Source organism: Neobacillus mesonae (assembly GCF_001636315.1).
Taxonomy (GTDB): Bacteria; Bacillota; Bacilli; order Bacillales; family Cytobacillaceae; genus Neobacillus; species Neobacillus mesonae.
Genome location: NZ_KV440949.1, coordinates 3,105,907 through 3,124,578 on the forward strand (window position 1 = coordinate 3,105,907; position 18,672 = coordinate 3,124,578).

The window sequence follows — 18,672 nt, forward strand, 5'->3', positions numbered from 1 at the left end:
CGGCTGTGGCAAATGCATACAAACAAGCAGGCGTTGATATCGAAGCAGGCTATGAAGCGGTAGAAAGAATGAAAAAGCATGTACAAAAAACAGCCAGAGCCGGGGTATTAGGCAGCCTCGGCGGCTTTGGCGGCATGTTCGACCTATCGGCATTGAATTTAAAAGAACCGGTTTTGGTGTCAGGCACCGACGGCGTCGGGACGAAAATCATGCTTGCCTTTATGCTGGACCGTCATGATACGATTGGGATTGATGCGGTAGCGATGTGTGTGAATGATATTGTGGTTCAAGGTGCGGAGCCGCTTTACTTTTTAGATTATATTGCCTGCGGGAAGGCGGAGCCGGGGAAAATTGAGGCGATTGTGAAAGGTGTGGCAGACGGCTGTGAACAGGCGGGCTGCGCGCTAATCGGCGGGGAAACAGCGGAAATGCCTGGTCTATATCGCGAGGATGAGTACGACCTTGCTGGTTTTTCCGTTGGAGCCTGTGAAAAACAAAAGCTGGTGACCGGTGAATCAATCAAGCCGGGAGATGTGCTGATTGGGCTGGCTTCAAGCGGCATCCACAGCAACGGCTACTCGCTGGTTCGCAAGGTGTTTAACAATTGGTCCCTGCTGGAATTTGTCGATGAACTCGAGTGCACATTAGGCGAGGAATTACTTAAGCCAACGAAGATTTATGTGAAATCGATTTTGTCTGCGCTAAAGAAATTTAATCTAAAAGGAATGGCTCACATTACCGGGGGCGGTTTTATTGAAAACATTCCACGTATGCTTCCGGCCGGACTTGGCGCAGAGCTTGATGAAAAAAGCTGGCATATTCCATCCATTTTCAAATTAATATCCGAGGTTGGACAAATCGAATACCAAGAGATGTATAATATTTTTAATATGGGAATCGGTATGGTCGTTGCAGTTGACCGTGAGGAAGCTGCCGCTGTGATTGAGCATTTTGAACAATGCGGTGAAACGGTTTATGAACTTGGCGTGGTTACAGACCAAGAAGGAATTGTCATCAATGGGCGCGGTGGCCGCCGATGAAAAACATCGCAATTTTTGCATCAGGAAGCGGCAGTAATTTTCAGGCGATTGTCGATGCTGTTCAAGCCGGACTTCTTAACGCGAATATTTCCTTGCTTGTTTGCGATCAGCCAGGGGCTTATGTGATTGAACGGGCAAGAGCAGCCAATATCCCTTCATATATATTTCGTGCCAAGGACTATCCAAGCAAGGAGGATTTCGAAAACGAAATTTCCCTTTTGCTAAAAAACCGCAACGTGGAGTGGATTGTACTGGCGGGCTATATGCGTCTGATTGGGCCGACGCTCTTGAAGCAGTATGAGGGTCGGATCATCAATATCCATCCTTCGCTGTTGCCGGATTTTCCTGGTAAAGATGCGATTGGTCAGGCGATTGCCGCTAGAGCACAATGGAGCGGCGTGACGATCCATTACGTGGATGAAGGTATGGATACGGGGCCGATCATTGCTCAGGAACGCACAAGGCTGGAAGAAGACGAGACAAGAGAAAGCCTGCAGCGGAAGATTCAAGCAATTGAACATAAACTATACCCATCGATTCTGCAAATGCTGCTAACAATAGGAGATGTTAAACATGACGAAAAAACGGGCGCTTATTAGTGTTTCAGACAAAAATGGAGTTGGGGAATTTGCCAAGGAGCTTGCGGGCCTTGGTTTTGAAATTATTTCGACTGGCGGAACAAAAAAAATGCTTCAAGAACTAGGAATCCCGGTTCTTGGTGTAAGTGATGTGACTGGCTTCCCGGAAATTCTTGAGGGCCGCGTTAAAACATTAAATCCGTTTATCCATGGCGGATTACTCGCAAAACATGATGATGAAGGCCATCAAAAACAGCTTGAGGAGCACAGCATTGAGCCGATTCAGCTAGTTTGTGTCAACCTTTATCCGTTCCAGCAAACGATTGAAAAGCCGGATGTAACGGTAGCGGATGCGATTGAAAACATTGATATCGGTGGTCCAACTATGCTTCGTGCTTCAGCGAAGAACCACCAGTATGTGACAGTGGTTGTAGACCCAGTTGATTATGCGACAATTCTTGACGAGCTGAAGGCTGACGGTGAAACAACGCTTGAGACGCGGAGAAAGCTTGCGGCAAAGGTCTTCCGCCACACTGCTGCATATGACGCGCTAATTGCGGAATACATGACCGACCTTGCCGGAGAAGAAAATCCTGAAAAATTAACCGTTACTTACGAATTGAAACAGACTCTTCGTTACGGAGAAAACCCACATCAACAGGCTGCTTTTTACCGTAAGCCCCTCGGATCTGCGTTCTCAATCGCCTATGCCGAGCAGCTCCACGGAAAAGAGCTGTCCTATAATAATATCAATGATGCCGATGCGGCCCTGCAGATTGTAAAAGAATTCGCGGAGCCCGCAGCGGTTGCGGTAAAACACATGAATCCATGTGGTGTCGGTACAGGAAACACTATTTTTGAAGCTTTTGAAAAAGCATTTGCAGCTGACCCGGTATCAATTTTTGGCGGCATTATCGCTTTAAACCGTGAAGTGGATGCGGTAACCGCAGGGAAGCTTCATGAAATTTTCTTAGAAATTATCATTGCACCGTCCTTCACTAATGAAGCGGTTGAAATTTTAACAGCGAAAAAGAATTTACGTTTATTAACCATTCCGTTTGATCAGGAGCAAAAGCCGGAAGCTAAGATGGTGACAATTGAAGGCGGACTGCTTGTTCAAGACCGTGATAGCTATACTTTAGAGGATGCGGAGATCACAATCCCAACGAAGAGACAGCCGACTCCGGAAGAGTGGGAAGCATTAAAGCTTGGCTGGAAGGTTGTGAAGCATGTCAAATCAAACGCCATCGTTGTTTCAGATAAGGACATGACACTTGGGATTGGTGCAGGCCAGATGAATCGTGTCGGTTCTGCGGAAATTGCCCTTAAACAGGCTGGTGCCAAAGCGGAGGGTGCCGCACTCGCCTCTGATGCCTTCTTCCCTATGAACGACACTGTGGAAGCAGCGGCAAAAGCCGGCATCACAGCGATTATTCAACCAGGCGGCTCTATCAAGGATGCTGATTCCATTAAAAAAGCAGATGAATATGGCATTGCTATGGTGTTTACTGGGGTAAGACATTTTAAACATTAATTTTTAAGGCGGCGCTAAAACGGCAGGTTCACGGCGATTCGCTAATAGCACTTCGAACAGCGCCGATATACGCGACCGAACGGCAGAAAAAAAGAGCCCCCCGGTCGCCTATAAGGTGTATACGCGACCGAACGGAAGAAAAAGAATCCCCATCGGTCGCCTATAAGGTGTATACGCGACCGAACGGGAGCCAAAAAGAGTCCCTCGGTCGCCTATAAGGCGTATACGCGACCGAACGGGAGCCAAAAAGAGTCCCTCGGTCGCCTATAAGGCGTATACGCCACCGAACGGAAGCCAAAAGGAGCCTTCCGGTCGCCTATAAGGCGTATACGTGACCGAACGGGAGCCAAAAAGAGCCCTCCGGTCGCATATAACTCGTATACGCGACCGAGCGGCAGAAAAAAAGCGCTCCCCGGTCGCATATAAGGTGTATACGCGACCGAACGGGAGCCAAAAAGAGCCCTCCGGTCGCCTATAAGGCGTATACGCGACCGAGCGGCAGAAAAAAAGCGCTCCCCGGTCGCCTATAAGGCGTATACGTGACCGAACGGCAGAAAAAAAGAGAGCCAAAGTCGCCTATAGGGATTAGAAGGTTAGATTCGCCTAATAACCCCCTTGAAGTCACTAATAAAACATGAAAATTCGTTAATACACTGAAATTTTTTATATAAACGAAACGGAGGTGGGCACCGTGAAGGTTCTTATCATTGGACGCGGCGGACGTGAGCATGCAATTTGCCGAAAAGTGAGCGAAAGCCCTCTTGTTGAAAAAGTATTCGTGGCTCCCGGCAATCCGGGGATGACAGATGTAGCGGAGCTTCTCGCAATTGAGGAATCAAACCACGAGCAGCTGCTTCAATTTGCCAAAGCTGAAGAAGTAGGCTTAACAATTATCGGTCCAGAGGTCCCGTTACTGGCAGGACTTGCTGATGAATTTGAGGCGGAAGGACTTAAGGTTTTTGGCCCGCGTAAAGCAGCCGCTGAAATCGAGGGCAGCAAATCATTCGCTAAAGAGTTAATGAAAAAGTACCAAATTCCTACAGCTGATTATGCGGTGTTTACCTCTTTTGCGGAGGCTCGTCAGTATATTGAGGAAAAAGGGGCGCCTATCGTTATTAAGGCGGATGGACTGGCAGCAGGAAAAGGTGTAACGGTAGCGTTAACGAAAGAAGAAGCTTTAGCAAGTCTTGAAGATATGCTCGTAAGTGAAAAGTTCGGGCAAGCATCTTCCAGAGTTGTAATCGAAGAATTTTTGAGCGGTGAAGAATTTTCACTAATGGCATTTGTCAATGGAGAAACAGTGGTGCCGCTGGAGATTGCCCAGGACCATAAGCGGGCATTTGACGGTGACGAAGGTCCGAATACCGGCGGGATGGGGGCGTATTCGCCGGTTCCGCAAATCGGTTCGGATACCGTGCAAACCGCTGTTGATACTGTATTGATTCCTGCCGCAAAAGCGATGGTTCAAGAAGGCAGAAGCTTCTGCGGAATTTTATATGCAGGTTTAATAAAAACTGAGAATGGCCCAAAAGTTATTGAATTTAATGCTCGTTTCGGCGACCCGGAAACGCAGGTAGTGCTGCCGCGGCTGGCATCAGATTTAGTTGAAGTCATTCTTGAGCTGTTAAATGGCGGCACTCCGGTTCTTGAATGGGATCCGCAGGCAATGCTTGGTGTTGTTGTCGCTTCGAACGGCTATCCGGAAAACTATCAAAAAGGTTCTGTATTAAACGGACTATCGGCCATTAATGAGTATGTTTTTCATGCCGGAACTTCTCAAAATGACGAAGGTGATTTTGTAACAGCGGGCGGCCGGGTGCTCCTCGTTGGGGCGAAAGCTGTTGAGCTGGAGAAGGCGCAGGAAAAAGTCTATATAGAACTTGAAAAATTAAACTGCGACGGCGTTTTCTATCGGAAAGATATCGGAATGAAGGCGATTGCGTCGGCAGTTCGCGGATGATGTTCATAAATTCGCGGATAACACTTTAGAGCAAAAATCGGGCTCGAGATTAACGAGCCCGATTTTTTGAACGGCGCCTAAATGCGAAAAAAAGAGCAATAATGCCGCCAATCAAGATAATATAAACAAATGCCGAATGAACGAACCAATTGCTAAGCATCTGTTATCGACTTCCTTTCTATTAAGACTGTCCCGTTAGTGAGATGGTGAACTTTATGAGAACAGAGTACCCCGGTTTTAAGTCTTTAAAGTTCTCATCAACACTTTATGAGAACAAAACGTCCCGATTTTAAGCCTATACTGTCCTCATATAGCTTTAGAGACAGAGCAAAAACCCTATTCAGTCCTCATCCCCCGCGTCAGGTCGGATTATGCGCTTCAACCTCATCATTCAGCCCTTCCATTCCATCCATAGACGAATATTCGGAAGAACCCCCGGCCGTAGAACCACATTTCTTCAACGGCTCCATAACCGGACATTTTTCATACATTGCCGTTAGCGGGCAATAGCGGACGATTCCTTCAGCCACTTTCATCGCCCCGCAGATCGCAACAAGTAAGTATGACTCCCGCCAAGGACGTTTCACCAATTTTGCCGTACACCATGCAAGAATAGTTAACCCGGCAGTGATTCGAATTAACGCGTTTAAAATACCAATATTCGGTTTCACATTCATGATGCTCACTCCTTCACAAAATATTTACATTAATTATCAATTCTTTACTGCTTTAAACTAGAAAATATGATAGTATAGTAATTAAGTATCCTTTGTAAGGGTTTTCTTACTGATAAAACCAATGTTTATATATAGATTTTTTTTTGCTGAGGGGGGACTTCGTATGATTGAACAACGCTACCGTTGGAAAAATAAACATTTACGGACGCATGTTTCTGTTTTAGATGGGGAAACGTCACCCACTATACTTTTGAAAAATGCCACTTATTTGAACCAAACGTTTCGGAAATGGATGAAAGCAAATATTTGGATTTACCAAGATCGCATTGTGTATGTTGGTGACAATTTACCATCACACATAAAAAATTGTGAAATAATTGATTGTACGGGTCAAATACTTGTACCGGGCTATATTGAACCGCATGCTCATCCGTTTCAACTTTATAATCCCCATACGCTGGCGGAATATGCATCCCAGTTCGGAACAACCACAATCATTAGTGATAACATGCCTCTTGTATTAAATTTCAAGAAAAGGGAAGCGTTTTCATTGCTGAGGGATCTTCGGAACATTCCAACCACAATGTTCTGGTGGTGCCGCTTCGATTCGCAAACGGAAATTTTGCATGAAGAAGAGACATTTTCACATAGTAATATTAAATCTTGGCTCGAACATGATGCCGTTCTTCAAGGCGGGGAGTTAACAGGATGGCCGAAGCTGCTGGATGGCGATGATATGATGCTTCATTGGATTCAAGAGGCAAAAAGAATGCGGAAGCAGATAGAAGGCCATTTTCCGGGAGCTTCCGAAAAAACACTGGCCAAAATGATGCTGCTTGGGGCGGATAGTGACCATGAAGCCATTAACGGCGAAGAGGTATACAACCGCTTAATGCAAGGATATATGGTGTCATTGCGGCATTCGTCCATCCGGCCTGATCTTCCCAAGCTGTTAGATGATATGAAACGGTTAGGCATCGATGCATATGACCGCATGATGTTAAATACCGATGGTGCTACTTCACCTTTTTATGAACAGGGTATTACCGACATGTTAATTCGAATCGCGATTGAAAAGGGCATTCCAGTCATTGATGCCTATAACATGGCGACGGTAAATATCTCCAGGTACTACAACATCGACCATCTACATGGTAATATTGCCACGGGCCGAGTTGCGAATATTAACTTCTTGGAAAGTAAGGAAAATCCGACACCTGTGTCTGTATTAGCAAAAGGGAAATGGGTAAAGCGTGACGGAGCGAAGGTTGAAGGTGTCTATCCTTCAATGGATTGGAGTGAATATGGTCTTAAACCATTAGAATTGAATTGGCATTTAACGATGGATGATTTACAATTTTCTATGCCGTTCGGAATTAAAATGGAGAACTCTGTTATTACCAAACCATATTCACTTTCAATTGATATTTCTGGTGATGAACTGGAGATGACACATGATGAGAGCTTTTTCACTTTAATTGACCGCCAAGGAAAGTGGCGCATTAACACATTATTAAAGGGATTTGCATCAAAATTGCATGCCTTAGCAAGCTCATTTTCCAATACTGGAGATATTATTTTAATTGGGAAAAACAAACAAGACATGCTTACTGCTTTTAATAGAATGAAAGAATTGGGCGGAGGAATTGTGCTGGTCGAGAATGGCGAAATTGTTTGTGAACTTCCGCTGCCTTTAGGAGGGATTATGTCAGGTCTTCCTATTGAAGAACTGATGATTGCGGAAAAAACCCTTTTCGCTGAATTGAAAAAACGGGGCTATGACTTTAATGACCCGATTTACAGTTTGCTATTCTTTTCTTCGACACATTTGCCTTACATTCGGGTAACACAGCAGGGCATGTACGATGTAATGAACAAAACAGTTCTCTTTCCGACTATAATGCGTTAAAATATAAGTGCAGTAAAGTGTAAAAGGATTTATCAGCCTGAATGGAAACAGGGGTGTTCATTGAATGAAGAAATGGGCTGTTGCCGCAGCAGCAATCCTTCTATTGTTCTCTGGCTGCAGTAAGGAGAAAGTGAAGGAACCGGAGAAGAAGCAAAACAAAGTCGAACAAGTTGTGAAACAAGAGGAGCAGGTGCCAGAGCCAGCTTATTCTTTTCCCTTAACAGGTATTGCCACTGAAAAAGAGCCAGAGCAAAGAGCCATTGCGGTGATGGTCAACAACCATCCCAAGGCAAGGCCGCAGTCTGGCTTGGATAAAGCTGATATTGTTTATGAAATACTCGCTGAAGGGGATATTACCCGCTTTTTAGCCGTTTTTCAAAGTGAAAAACCGAAAAATATCGGACCTGTCAGAAGTGCCAGAGATTATTATATCAAACTGGCGAAGGGATTGAATGCCCTTTATATTGCCCACGGCTTTAGTCCGGAAGCAAAGAAAATGCTGAACAATAAGTATATCGATAACCTGAATGGGATTTATTATGACGGTACATTGTTTAAACGCTCTAAAGCCCGAAAAGCACCGCATAATTCCTATATCACGTATGAAAATATTTTAAAAGGCGCCAAGCAGAAAAAGTTTTCGATGAAATCATTGCCGCCAGGCTTTCAATTTTTAACGGAAGAAGAAAGTAAAAATGTAACAGGCAATGACGTAAATTCGGTGAAAATTACCTACTCAAAAGGGGGAATATCGGATTCTGCATTTGAATATGATGCCGCGCTTGGTAAATATAAACGCTTTTCCGGCGGTGATCAAACCGTTGATTTAGACACAAAAGCTCCAGTTTTGGTTGATAATATTCTCATCATAGAAACCGTCCACCGATTCATTGATTCCTACGGTCGCCGGGATGTGGATTTAACTACAGGTGGAAAAGGATACCTGCTGCAAAAGGGCAAGGTAAATGAAGTGAAATGGGAGAATCGAGATGGCTTGATTGTCCCGGTAAGAGACGGTAAAGAAGTGAAGATGGTACCCGGTAAGACATGGGTAAATGTAGTGCCGACAAATCCCGGCCTGCAAAAGAGTGTTAAAATCGCACCGTAAAGGAGTAAGGATTACATGCAAATTAATAAATTACGAGGCAAAGAGCTCGATCAGTTATTTAAGTCGGTTCTTTCATTAAAGGATCTTGAAGAGTGCTATCGCTTCTTCGATGACTTATGTACGATTAATGAAATCCAATCGTTAGCTCAGCGTTTAGATGTGGCGAGAATGCTTCGCGAGGGAAATACGTATCATAAAATTGAAACAGAAACAGGTGCAAGTACAGCTACGATTTCACGGGTAAAACGCTGCTTGAACTTTGGCAACGATACGTACGAAATGGTGCTTGAGCGTATTAAAGAGCAAGATAGTAAAAAAGAAGTTGAATAAACGAACCGAAGACCGAGTCTTCGGTTTTTCTTTTTGGATGGAATTGCAGATATAATTAAAAAACTGCAGATATAATGCCCAGAATTGCAGATATATTGTAAAAACTGCAGATATACAGTCTAAACCCGCAGATATCTCCCAAAAACCCGCAGATATTTGGCCAGCCCAAAGCGAAATCTGACTTTATAAATAGTCTCACTATATATTTCCAACCTCAGATTCACTGTTTTCTTTTTTAATCGTTTCAGCAAATGCTATAATGGTGTAATGGAAATGAATATGGGAGGATTTATTAGATGTACGACGTTAGCCAGTGGCGCCATGTGTTTAAACTCGACCCAAATAAAGAAATAACGGACGAACAACTTGAAAAAATTTGTGAATCAGGAACGGATGCTGTCATTGTCGGGGGCACGGACGGAGTGACGCTTGAGGGTGTCCTTGATTTAATGGCTCGGATTCGCCGTTATACCGTTCCATGTGTGCTGGAGGTTTCCAGTATCGAAACGGTCACCCCGGGCTTTGACCTTTATTTTATCCCAACGGTCTTAAACAGCAGCGACCCTAAATGGATTACCGGGCTACACCATCAAGCCGTTAAGGAATTTGGTGAAATTATGAACTGGGATGAGATCATCATGCAAGGCTATTGCATCCTAAATGAAGAATGCAAAGCAGCCCAGCTGACAAAGGCCAGCTCCCATTTATCAAAAGAAGATGTAAAGGCGTATGCGATGATGGCGGAAAAAATGTTTCATCTGCCAATCTTCTATTTAGAATATAGCGGGGCATACGGTGATGCCGATTTAGTGGCCGATGTAAAGAAGGCACTGGAGAAGACAACGCTTTTTTATGGCGGCGGCATATCCACAGCTGAACAAGCGGTCGAAATGGCCAAGCATGCGGATGTCATTGTCGTTGGCAACGCGCTTTACGAGGATTTTGATCAAGCGCTAGAAACCGTTAAGAGTGTCCGCTAAAAATTTGCTAGAAATGGATATAAACGATAAAATAAGAACAAATGTTTGTAATGGTGGTGGAAAAATTGCAATACTTAACTGATAAGCTATTAAACGGCTTGAACCCGGAACAGCAAAAGGCGGTCAAGGCAACAGACGGTCCGCTCTTGATTATGGCAGGTGCCGGAAGTGGTAAGACTAGGGTATTAACGCATCGCATTGCCTACTTAATTGTGGAAAAGCGCGTGAATCCCTATAATATTTTAGCGATTACCTTCACAAACAAAGCTGCACGGGAAATGAAGGATCGGATTGCCAAAGTGATGGGCGGAGCGGCAGAGGAAATCTGGATCTCTACGTTCCACTCAATGTGCGTTAGAATATTACGCAGAGACATCGACCGCATCGGCTTTAACCGCAATTTCACAATACTCGACACAACCGATCAGCAATCGGTGATTAAAGGTATTTTAAAAGATAAAAATATCGATGCGAAAAAATTTGACCCGCGGGCCATTCTTGGCACCATCAGCTCGGCTAAAAACGAGCTGATTGACCCGGAAGAATACGCTAAAATGTCAGGCGGTTACTATGAACAGACGGTCAGCGATGTGTATGAAGAATATCAAAAGCGTCTCCGCAAAAATCAAGCACTCGATTTTGATGACTTGATTATGAAAACTATTCAATTATTCCAGCGTGTACCCGAAGTGCTGGAATACTACCAGCGAAAGTTTCAATATATCCATGTAGATGAATATCAAGATACAAACAAAGCCCAGTACTTGCTCGTCAAGCTGCTGGCAAATCGTTTCAAAAACCTTTGTGTCGTTGGGGACTCGGACCAATCGATTTATCGCTGGCGTGGTGCTGATATTGCGAATATTCTATCGTTTGAAAAGGATTATCCAAACGCGAACGTAATTCTCCTAGAGCAAAATTACCGCTCAACCAAACGAATTTTGTTAGCGGCCAATAAGGTAATTGAAAACAACTTTAACCGTAAAGCGAAAAATCTTTGGACGGAGAATCCTGAAGGAAATAAGATTGTGTATTATCGTGCTGACAGCGAGCAAAGCGAAGCACAGTTTGTCGCTGGTAAAATAAAAGAATTAACCCGTGACAATAAATACAAGCTGTCCGACATTGCGATTCTTTACCGCACAAATGCACAGTCGCGTGTCATGGAGGAAGTGCTGTTAAAATCTAATATCGGTTACCAGATTGTCGGCGGTACAAAGTTCTATGACCGTAAAGAAATTAAAGATATGCTTGCATATTTACGGCTTATTTCCAATCCGGATGATGATATCAGCCTGCAGCGGATTATTAATGTTCCAAAACGCGGCATTGGCGCGAGTTCTGTGGACAAAATTGCTAATTTCGCGGCGATGCATGATATTTCTCTTTTCCAAGCACTTGATTCCATTGAACTATTGGGATTAAGCCCGAAAATCACCAAGTCTGCAAGAGAATTCAGAGATCTAATCAAAAATTATACGCAAATGCAGGAGTTTCTTTCTGTTACTGAATTAGTCGAAGAAGTATTAGAAAAAACGGGATACTCGGAAATGCTGAAAGCGGAGAAATCACTGGAAGCACAAAGCCGTTTAGAGAACCTTGAAGAATTATTATCTGTTACAAAAAACTTTGAAGAGGTCAATGAAGATAAGAGCCTTGTTGCTTTCTTAACGGATTTGGCTTTAGTGGCGGACATCGATTCAATGGATGATGAGGAAGAAAAGGCTGATTCAATCGTGCTGATGACTCTGCACTCAGCTAAAGGCTTGGAATTCCCGGTAGTTTTCTTAATCGGAATGGAAGAAGGAGTCTTCCCGCACAGCCGTTCATTAATGGAAGAGGCTGAAATGGAGGAAGAGCGGCGCCTTGCCTATGTGGGAATTACAAGGGCTGAACAAAGCCTATTCCTGACCAATGCTCAGATGAGAACGTTGTTTGGTCGTACCAACATGAATCCCGCATCACGTTTTATCAGCGAAATTCCAGAAGATCTATTAGAAGGAGTCGAGGCGGAAAAAAGAACTCCGTTTGGTTCACGGCCGTTTGGTAGCAGCACAGGATCTTCTTCATTTTCATCGGGATCAAGATCTTCATTCGGGTCTCCGGCAGCACCGAGAAAACCGGTTATGCGACCAGCGGCTTCTGGCGGCGGTGAGGATGCTGACTGGAAGGTCGGCGATAAAGCCGAACACGGCAAATGGGGAATTGGAACAGTTGTCAGTGTCAAAGGTCAGGGAGAAAGCACTGAACTTGATATCGCTTTTCCAAGTCCAACTGGTATCAAGCGTCTGCTGGCTAAATTTGCACCGATTAAAAAGGCCTAATGAGGCAGCGATTCTGATAGTGAGAGTGGTTTCCTGACAAAAAGCGAAACCAAACCACCTTTGTTAGAGTCATATTATATGGATAAAGATATGGAAAAGAGCTGTGCGCGGCTTTAGTTATTCAGCCGGCGCGTATGTTATATCAGTTTTAGGAAAGGGCTGAATGTATGGACCTTCAAACAGCTGAAACCAAAATAGAGGAACTGCGAAATCTATTAAACCAATATGGTTATGAATATTATGTATTAGATAATCCATCTGTACCGGATGCGGAATATGACCGCTTGATGCAGGAGCTATTGATGCTTGAGGAACAGTTTCCAGAGCTGAAATCTCCGGATTCACCAACAGTTCGAGTTGGCGGCGCGATACTTGATATGTTTGAAAAAGTCGAGCACCGGATTCCGATGTTAAGCTTAGGAAATGCCTTTAATGAACAGGATTTACGTGATTTTGACCGCAGAGTCCGTCAGGCGGTAGGCGATCAAGTTTCCTATGTGTGTGAGCTTAAAATAGATGGGCTTGCTGTTTCGTTAAGATATGAAGACGGTCTGTTTATTCAAGGTGCCACTCGCGGTGATGGGACAATCGGCGAGGATATTACCGCCAACTTAAAGACCATTAAATCAATCCCGCTGCGATTAAAGGAAGCAGTTTCGATTGAAGTCCGCGGCGAGGCTTTCATGCCGAAGCGCTCGTTTGAAGCATTGAATGAAGTAAGAAAAGAACGCGGCGAAGAGCAGTTTGCTAACCCAAGAAATGCGGCGGCCGGGTCATTAAGGCAGCTTGATCCGAAAATTGCTGCTTCGAGGCGGCTGGATGTCTTTTTGTACGGAATAGGCAACCCCGAGGCCATTGGGGCAGTTTCCCATAGCGGCGGTCTGGATTATTTAGATCATCTTGGTTTTAAAACGAATAAAGAACGGCGCAAAAGTAAGACGATCGACGAAGTGATTGAATTTGTTCATGGCTGGGTTGAAAAGCGGCCGCATCTTCCGTATGAAATTGACGGTATTGTTATCAAGGTCGACTCACTGGCACAGCAAGATGAGCTGGGGACAACGGCCAAAAGTCCGCGCTGGGCGATTGCCTATAAATTTCCTGCTGAAGAAGTGGTTACAACCCTTTTAGATATTGAACTGAGTGTAGGCAGAACGGGTGTTATAACACCAACTGCAATTCTGACTCCAGTTAAAGTTGCCGGGACAACTGTACAGCGCGCCTCCCTTCACAACGAGGATCTGATTCGGGAGAAGGATATAAAAATTGGCGATCAGGTAGTCGTTAAAAAGGCCGGTGATATAATTCCGGAAGTTGTAAATGTTTTAGTTGAACAGCGGACGGGAGCAGAAATTGATTTCCATATGCCGACACATTGTCCGGAATGTGAAAGTGAGCTTGTTCGTCTTGACGGTGAGGTTGCGCTCCGATGCATTAATCCAAAATGTCCTGCGCAAATCCGCGAGGGTCTGATACATTTTGTTTCCCGCGATGCGATGAATATTGACGGGCTGGGGGAAAAAGTGATCACCCAGCTGTTTGCGGAAAAATTAATCGGTGATGTGGCTGATATTTATAAGCTTACCCGCGAGCAGCTACTAGCACTTGAGCGAATGGGCGAAAAGTCTGTTTCTAATTTGTTAGCTGCTATTGAGGCTTCGAAGAACAATTCGCTTGAAAAACTGCTGTTTGGGCTCGGGATCCGTCATGTCGGTGCGAAAGCGGCAAAGACATTGGCCATTGAATTTGGTTCGATGGAAAAGCTGGCTGCTGCTTCGAAAGAGGATTTAATTGCAATTAATGAAATTGGTAATAAAATGGCCGATTCCATTGTCAGCTTTTTTGAGCAGGAAGAAGCTGGTGAGCTTATTCAGGAGTTAATTACTGCGGGGGTAAACATGAATTATAAAGGGGCAAAACCTGTCTCGGCGGCTGATTCTGATTCTATTTTTGCCGGCAAAACAGTTGTCCTTACCGGAAAACTCGATGTATTAACAAGAAATGAAGCGAAGGAAAAAATCGAAGCGCTGGGCGGCAATGTTGCCGGCAGTGTCAGCAAAAAAACACATTTAGTAATTGCCGGTGCGGATGCTGGCTCGAAGCTTGCCAAAGCACAGGAGTTAGGAATTGAAGTGTGGGATGAAGAGAAGCTGCTGGAAGAACTAAATAAGTAAGAGGTGTACCAATTTTATGAGAAAGCTCTCATTCCTTGCCCTTGCCCTCGTTCTTTTGCTTAGCGCCTGTGCACCTAATTTTGGGAAGCAAAATGAAGAGGTCCAAACAAAGGAGAAGACAAAGGGAAAGGCGATTATTCCAAAATATAATATTTCAGACAAATATTATCGGACGATACTGCCCTTCAAACCAGGGCAAGCCCGCGGGCTCGTCGTCAATAATATAAATACAAGATTTGATTTGAATGAATTCGAAATGGGTTTAATGAGGATTGCCCAGCACAGCTTTGATACGGATAAGTATTATTTCCGTGAGGGCCAGGAAATCAAAGCGGACACAGTTCGGTTATGGTTAAACCGCAAATATACAAAAGAGCAGTTAAAGGAAAATAAATTAAAAGACTCTGAAAATATTGGGTTAAATCCGGTTAATACTGGATCGGTTGCTAATCCTAGCTCGCCGATTTATTTGGCTCACATTTTAGAGCATGATTATTTAACAAAAGATGATAAAGGGAATGTTAAGTTGGCCGGGATCACAATTGGACTGGCAATGAACTCCACTTACTATTTTAAGGTTCCAGTGGGGGCAGGCACAATTGAAAAGGAAGAAAGCATTTCTAAAGCTGAAATGGAGAGCCAAGGGAAGAAGATTGCAGCCGAAGTTGTCAAACGTATGCGGCAAATGAAAGGCCTGTCGGAAATTCCTATTACAATTGCCATCTTTAGACAGGAATCGAAAACTTCCGTGGTACCTGGAAATTTCGTTGCCTATACAACGGTTGATCAGGGAAGTTCAAGTTTAAATAATTGGGAAAAGGTAAGTGAAAAATACTATCTATTCCCTTCAACTAATGCGCAAAATGACCACCGGGATGATATGATTTCGTTTTTGAATTTTAAGCAGGATGTGGAGCAGTATTTTCCAAACTTTAACGGTGTGATTGGCAGAGCGTTTTATATTGGCGATCAAATGCAGGATTTAAATATTACGATCCCGATCCAATTTTATGGGAAAACGGAAGGGGTCGGATTCACGCAGTATGTAACCGGTTTGGTTATGCAGTATTTTCCTAAATATCTGCCTGTTTCCGTAAGTGTTACCTCTGTGGACGGACCAGAAGCGATTATTGTCAAAAAAGCAAATGATACCGAGCCATTCGTTTATATTTATCAATAATGTAACCGGCATGATTGCCGGTTATTTTTTGCTTTCGAACATTTGATACTATATTATTATTCATGTAGAATGAAAGGTGATGTAAACGTTTTAATACATAGGAGGGGTTAGAATGGTACAACCATACAAGCATGAACCATTTACAGATTTTACAGTGGAAGAAAACCGTCAGGCCTATCTTCAAGGGTTAAAAACTGTTGAAAGCTATCTGGGTCAGGACTACGATTTGTTGATTGGCGGGGAAAGAATTTCTACTGAGGAAAAAATCGTTTCCTATAATCCAGCCAATAAAGAAGAAGTCATCGGCCGCGTATCAAAAGCCAGCCAAGAGCTTGCTGAAAAAGCAATGCAGTCAGCTGTAGAGGCGTTTAAAACATGGAGAAAAACAAATCCAGAAGCCCGCGCGGATATCCTTTTTAAAGCTGCTGCAATTATCCGCCGCCGTAAACACGAATTTTCTGCTCTGATGACAAAAGAAGCAGGAAAGCCGTGGAGAGAAGCAGATGCGGATACAGCGGAAGGAATTGATTTCCTAGAATATTATGCTAGACAAATGCTCGCTATCAAAAATGGCGTGCCGGTACAAAGCCGTCCAAACGAACATAACCAATATGGATATATTCCACTTGGTGTTGGTGTCATCATTTCACCATGGAACTTCCCATTTGCGATTATGTGCGGCACTACTGTTGCGGCAATCGTATCCGGAAACACTGTTCTATTAAAGCCAGCTTCGACTACACCAATTATTGCGGCTAAATTTGTGGAAGTAATGGAAGAAGCGGGACTTCCTAAAGGCGTTCTAAACTTCGTTCCAGGCAGCGGCGCTGAAGTGGGCGATTACTTAGTTGATCATAAGGATACTCGTTTCATCAGCTTCACTGGTTCACGGGATGTAGGACTTCGCATTTACGAACGTGCCTCAAAATTAAGTCAAGGACAAATTTGGCTAAAGCGCGTCATTGCAGAAATGGGCGGTAAAGATACAATTGTAGTTGATAAAGAAGCAGACCTTGAGCTTGCGGCACAATCAATTGTTGCGTCTGCGTTTGGCTTCTCCGGTCAAAAATGTTCTGCATGCTCTCGTGCCGTTATTGTTGAGGATGTATATGATCACGTATTAAATCGCGTGGTAGAATTAACGAAACAATTGAAGGTCGGTGACCCAACAGAGCAAGATACATTTATGGGTCCTGTTAATGATAACAATGCTTGGAAGAAAATCATGGAGTATGTTGAAATCGGCAAACAGGAAGGTAAATTAATGGCCGGCGGCGAAGGAGACAATTCAAAAGGCTACTTCATTCAGCCAACCATTATCGCCGACCTTGCTCCAGATGCCCGTATTATGCAGGAAGAAATCTTTGGTCCGGTTGTTGGTTTCACGAAAGCGAAAGACTTCGACGAAGCGCTTGAAATTGCAAACAATACAGAATACGGCTTAACAGGTGCGATTATTTCCAGCAACCGTGCACATGTCGAGCAGGCCCGTGAAGACTTCAATGTCGGCAACCTTTATATTAACCGCGGTTGTACAGGGGCCGTAGTCGGCTATCAGCCATTTGGCGGTTTCAATATGTCCGGAACCGACTCCAAAGCAGGCGGCCCAGACTACTTACTGCTGCACATGCAAGCAAAAACAACTTCTGAGCTGTATTAATTCATATCGACAGCATAAACAAACCTCTTTCCCCTTTGGAAAGAGGTTTGTTTTATATCGTTGGTCTAAGCTTTTGTTTTTCACCTTGTTTCACTTTTACTGTAACGGTGATTTTTTGTAAGCTCTCTTTAGTTAAGGGTACTTTTCCGTTTTGTTCTATCTCTTTCCACGCTTTCACATTTTTACGATAAGCTTCTTCGGATAATCGAAAAATATCTACATGGTGTTTTAAGCCTTCAAGGTATGTGGCCAAAATCTGGGCTTTAATTAATTTCTCAGATTCCTTCTCTATTTTGGTTAATTGTTCTGGTTTGACTATTTCTGAAAGGGAAGCCGTGACATCCAGCGAAAGCTGAAATTGGATTTGACCATTTTTTACGATCGTTTTTTTCTTTGGCTTTAATTTCCAAACAATTAAACTAACATGTGATAACTCATTTGTTAAACTGAGCTCTTCCCGCTTAAAATCTTTATTCATCCATCTTAAGCCTTTGATGTTTTTAAAGGGTGCCATTAGTTTTAAGCCGTTTTTGGTAAGAGCAGCTACTCCGGCGAATTCAATCAAAGGATTGGTTTTTGTAGTCTCCGTTTCCCATGTATTTTTCGCTAACCGAATATAAGGAATAATAGCCTCATGAGGAGGTTCATTTATTGCGATTAGAAATTCTCTCATATCAAGTGGACGAATAAATGACCTTTGCTCATAGGTGGCCCTAGGGTCGCCCAATTTGGAAAGAGAAGGGGCCAAACTTAAGGGTGGAACGCTCTTTAAAACCTCGGATAAAGGCTCTTTGGTCGCATATAGATTCAAACTATACCGAGTTTCCCGATATCGGTCAAATCGATCAATCGTAGCCCGGATGTCTCCCTTTTTCAAAGCCTGTTCTGAAAAAACAATGAAGGATAAATGTCCCCAGAATAATCTTCGTTGGATGGATGCATATAAATTAAAGGCGGCTTCGTTCAATGTTTTGCCAGAGGCGTGCCCAACGACCACCTTGGTTGAGGTAATATCTCCTCTAACCTCGGATTTTGCTGTTAAGGAAGTATTGACTATCTGAATGTAAATTGTATATCTCAAACCATTATAGTCGACACCAATCCCTTGCACATATACCATTCTTTCTGACTCATTTGTATCCCAGCAGCCGGAAAGAATACAAGCAGTGAGTAGAATAGTCAAAAACAGAATAATCCTTTTTTGGTTATTTCTCATTT

The 18,672-nt window shown here is 43.7% G+C and carries 15 protein-coding genes; 12 read left to right on the plus strand and 3 right to left on the minus strand.

Translation table 11 applies throughout. The features are described from left to right. The first annotated feature begins 5 nt into the window (after window positions 1-5). The 4 genes from purM to purD all read left to right on the plus strand — a co-directional run bounded on the left by purM (window position 6) and on the right by purD (window position 5,112). Entirely contained in the window at window positions 6-1,040 is a 1,035-nt protein-coding gene (gene purM, locus A6749_RS14690) for a phosphoribosylformylglycinamidine cyclo-ligase (RefSeq protein ID WP_066390892.1), read from the plus strand. Continuing rightward, on the plus strand, window positions 1,037-1,639 hold the full coding sequence (purN, locus tag A6749_RS14695; RefSeq protein ID WP_066390896.1) for a phosphoribosylglycinamide formyltransferase: 603 nt from the start codon (window positions 1,037-1,039) through the stop codon (window positions 1,637-1,639). Before purM ends, purN begins: the two co-directional genes overlap by 4 nt. Then, the gene (gene purH, locus A6749_RS14700) at window positions 1,614-3,152 is read left to right on the plus strand and encodes a bifunctional phosphoribosylaminoimidazolecarboxamide formyltransferase/IMP cyclohydrolase (RefSeq protein ID WP_066390897.1); all 1,539 of its coding nucleotides are present in this window, start codon (window positions 1,614-1,616) and stop codon (window positions 3,150-3,152) included. The genes purN and purH overlap by 26 nt, the downstream gene beginning before the upstream one ends. 691 nt (window positions 3,153-3,843) lie before the next feature. Beyond that, complete coding sequence (purD, locus tag A6749_RS14705; protein ID WP_066390899.1) at window positions 3,844-5,112, plus strand: phosphoribosylamine--glycine ligase; 1,269 nt, start codon at window positions 3,844-3,846, stop codon at window positions 5,110-5,112. Between the two features lie 49 nt (window positions 5,113-5,161). Here the strand turns inward: purD and A6749_RS29400 are convergent, their stop codons facing one another. Continuing rightward, window positions 5,162-5,272: an EYxxD motif small membrane protein gene (locus A6749_RS29400; protein ID WP_350268267.1), complete on the minus strand. Its 111-nt coding sequence runs from the start codon at window positions 5,270-5,272 to the stop codon at window positions 5,162-5,164. A 199-nt stretch (window positions 5,273-5,471) separates the two neighbouring features. Further along, window positions 5,472-5,789, minus strand: coding sequence for a YgaP family membrane protein (locus A6749_RS14710; protein ID WP_066390904.1), 318 nt, complete (start codon window positions 5,787-5,789; stop codon window positions 5,472-5,474). A gap of 163 nt (window positions 5,790-5,952) precedes the next feature. Here A6749_RS14710 and A6749_RS14715 point away from each other — a divergent pair, with 163 nt between their 5' ends. The 8 genes from A6749_RS14715 (at window position 5,953) to pruA (ending at window position 17,454) form a co-directional block, all read left to right on the plus strand. After that, window positions 5,953-7,698 (plus strand): adenine deaminase C-terminal domain-containing protein, encoded by a 1,746-nt coding sequence (locus tag A6749_RS14715; RefSeq protein ID WP_066390906.1) that lies wholly within the window; start codon window positions 5,953-5,955, stop codon window positions 7,696-7,698. Window positions 7,699-7,762: 64 nt separating this feature from the next. Next, the gene (locus A6749_RS14720; protein WP_066390907.1) at window positions 7,763-8,806 is read left to right on the plus strand and encodes a DUF3048 domain-containing protein; all 1,044 of its coding nucleotides are present in this window, start codon (window positions 7,763-7,765) and stop codon (window positions 8,804-8,806) included. A 15-nt stretch (window positions 8,807-8,821) separates the two neighbouring features. After that, on the plus strand, window positions 8,822-9,136 hold the full coding sequence (locus A6749_RS14725; RefSeq protein WP_066390908.1) for a YerC/YecD family TrpR-related protein: 315 nt from the start codon (window positions 8,822-8,824) through the stop codon (window positions 9,134-9,136). A gap of 296 nt (window positions 9,137-9,432) precedes the next feature. Next, on the plus strand, window positions 9,433-10,116 hold the full coding sequence (gene pcrB, locus A6749_RS14730; RefSeq protein WP_066390910.1) for a heptaprenylglyceryl phosphate synthase: 684 nt from the start codon (window positions 9,433-9,435) through the stop codon (window positions 10,114-10,116). A gap of 65 nt (window positions 10,117-10,181) precedes the next feature. After that, a complete protein-coding gene (gene pcrA / locus A6749_RS14735; protein ID WP_066390911.1) occupies window positions 10,182-12,440 on the plus strand; it encodes a DNA helicase PcrA in 2,259 nt (752 codons plus the stop codon). 167 nt (window positions 12,441-12,607) lie between these two features. Beyond that, window positions 12,608-14,614: an NAD-dependent DNA ligase LigA gene (ligA, locus tag A6749_RS14740; RefSeq protein ID WP_066390915.1), complete on the plus strand. Its 2,007-nt coding sequence runs from the start codon at window positions 12,608-12,610 to the stop codon at window positions 14,612-14,614. A 16-nt stretch (window positions 14,615-14,630) separates the two neighbouring features. Continuing rightward, window positions 14,631-15,794, plus strand: coding sequence for a CamS family sex pheromone protein (locus A6749_RS14745; RefSeq protein WP_066390916.1), 1,164 nt, complete (start codon window positions 14,631-14,633; stop codon window positions 15,792-15,794). A 112-nt stretch (window positions 15,795-15,906) separates the two neighbouring features. Continuing rightward, window positions 15,907-17,454 carry an L-glutamate gamma-semialdehyde dehydrogenase gene (gene pruA / locus A6749_RS14750; protein ID WP_066390925.1) on the plus strand — a complete coding sequence of 516 codons (1,548 nt, stop codon included), beginning with the start codon at window positions 15,907-15,909 and terminating at the stop codon, window positions 17,452-17,454. Window positions 17,455-17,506: 52 nt separating this feature from the next. Here pruA and A6749_RS14755 read toward each other — a convergent pair whose 3' ends face one another. After that, window positions 17,507-18,670, minus strand: a complete 1,164-nt coding sequence (locus A6749_RS14755; RefSeq protein WP_066390931.1) for a Ger(x)C family spore germination protein — start codon at window positions 18,668-18,670, stop codon at window positions 17,507-17,509. Between the last annotated feature and the right edge of the window lie 2 nt (window positions 18,671-18,672).

Coding starts and splice junctions, on each gene's coding strand:
- A6749_RS14745 (WP_066390916.1), top strand. CDS start 14,631: ATGAGAAAGCTCTCATTCCTTGCCCTTGCCCTCGTTCTTTTGCTTAGC.
- A6749_RS14710 (WP_066390904.1), bottom strand. CDS start 5,789: ATGAATGTGAAACCGAATATTGGTATTTTAAACGCGTTAATTCGAATC.
- pruA (WP_066390925.1), top strand. CDS start 15,907: ATGGTACAACCATACAAGCATGAACCATTTACAGATTTTACAGTGGAA.
- purN (WP_066390896.1), top strand. CDS start 1,037: ATGAAAAACATCGCAATTTTTGCATCAGGAAGCGGCAGTAATTTTCAG.
- pcrB (WP_066390910.1), top strand. CDS start 9,433: ATGTACGACGTTAGCCAGTGGCGCCATGTGTTTAAACTCGACCCAAAT.
- ligA (WP_066390915.1), top strand. CDS start 12,608: ATGGACCTTCAAACAGCTGAAACCAAAATAGAGGAACTGCGAAATCTA.
- A6749_RS14725 (WP_066390908.1), top strand. CDS start 8,822: ATGCAAATTAATAAATTACGAGGCAAAGAGCTCGATCAGTTATTTAAG.
- A6749_RS14715 (WP_066390906.1), top strand. CDS start 5,953: ATGATTGAACAACGCTACCGTTGGAAAAATAAACATTTACGGACGCAT.
- A6749_RS14755 (WP_066390931.1), bottom strand. CDS start 18,670: ATGAGAAATAACCAAAAAAGGATTATTCTGTTTTTGACTATTCTACTC.
- A6749_RS29400 (WP_350268267.1), bottom strand. CDS start 5,272: ATGCTTAGCAATTGGTTCGTTCATTCGGCATTTGTTTATATTATCTTG.
- purH (WP_066390897.1), top strand. CDS start 1,614: ATGACGAAAAAACGGGCGCTTATTAGTGTTTCAGACAAAAATGGAGTT.
- A6749_RS14720 (WP_066390907.1), top strand. CDS start 7,763: ATGAAGAAATGGGCTGTTGCCGCAGCAGCAATCCTTCTATTGTTCTCT.